The sequence below is a fragment of the Acetobacterium wieringae genome, from assembly GCF_026646375.1.
Taxonomy (GTDB): domain Bacteria; phylum Bacillota; class Clostridia; order Eubacteriales; family Eubacteriaceae; genus Acetobacterium; species Acetobacterium wieringae_A.
On sequence record NZ_JAIPPU010000053.1, the window covers coordinates 1 to 1,202 of the forward strand.

The window sequence follows — 1,202 nt, forward strand, 5'->3', positions numbered from 1 at the left end:
GTTATTAGTCTTCCAGCATTTTGGCAACAACACCAGAACCAACAGTACGGCCACCTTCACGAATCGCAAAACGTAAACCTTCTTCGATTGCGATTGGGGTGATCAGAGTGATTTCCATTTGTACGTTATCACCAGGCATTACCATTTCAACGCCTTCTGGTAATTTGATGACACCAGTTACGTCAGTTGTTCTGAAGTAGAACTGTGGACGGTAGCCATCGAAGAATGGAGTATGACGTCCACCTTCTTCTTTGGTTAAGACATATACTTCTGACATATAATGGGTATGTGGTTTGATTGAACCTGGTTTAGCCAGTACCTGACCACGTTCGATCTGAGTACGGTCAACACCACGCAGCAATGCCCCTACGTTGTCGCCTGAACGACCTTCGTCGAGTAATTTACGGAACATTTCGATCCCGGTTACTACTGTTTTACGGCTGTCGTGAATACCGACGATTTCGACTTCTTCACCAACTTTAACAACCCCACGTTCGATACGTCCGGTTGCAACAGTTCCTCGACCAGTGATTGAGAAAACATCTTCAACTGGCATCAGGAATGGTTTGTCAGTATCACGTTCTGGATCGGGGATCCAGTTATCAACGGCTGTCATCAGTTCAACAATTTTGTCGCCCCATTCTCCGTCTGGATCTTCTAACGCTTTTAAAGCAGATCCGGGAATGATTGGGGTATCATCGCCTGGGAATTCGTATTCGTCAAGCAGTTCACGAACTTCCATTTCAACTAATTCCAGTAATTCTTCGTCATCGACCATATCCACTTTGTTTAAGAAAACAACGATGTATGGTACACCTACCTGACGGCTTAACAGGATATGTTCACGCGTCTGTGGCATTGGACCATCGGCAGCACTAACAACCAGGATGGCACCATCCATTTGGGCAGCACCAGTGATCATGTTCTTAACATAATCGGCATGGCCCGGGCAGTCAACGTGTGCGTAATGACGGTTAGCTGTTTCATATTCAACGTGAGCTGTAGAAATTGTGATTCCACGCTCTCTTTCTTCTGGGGCTTTATCGATGTTTTCGAATGCTACGGCTTCACCGGTTCCAAATCGCTTGTTTAATACAGATGTGATGGCCGCTGTTAATGTTGTTTTACCGTGGTCAACGTGACCAATTGTTCCAACATTTACGTGGGGCTTATTTCTTTCAAATTTTGACTTTGCCATTTGT

The 1,202-nt window shown here is 45.2% G+C and carries 1 protein-coding gene; it reads right to left on the reverse strand.

The annotated features are described in order from the left end of the window. Positions 1–4: 4 nt before the first annotated feature. Positions 5–1,198 carry an elongation factor Tu gene (gene tuf / locus Q7P33_RS17900; protein ID WP_070372670.1) on the reverse strand — a complete coding sequence of 398 codons (1,194 nt, stop codon included), beginning with the start codon at positions 1,196–1,198 and terminating at the stop codon, positions 5–7. Between the last annotated feature and the right edge of the window lie 4 nt (positions 1,199–1,202).

Coding starts and splice junctions, on each gene's coding strand:
- tuf (WP_070372670.1), bottom strand. CDS start 1,198: ATGGCAAAGTCAAAATTTGAAAGAAATAAGCCCCACGTAAATGTTGGA.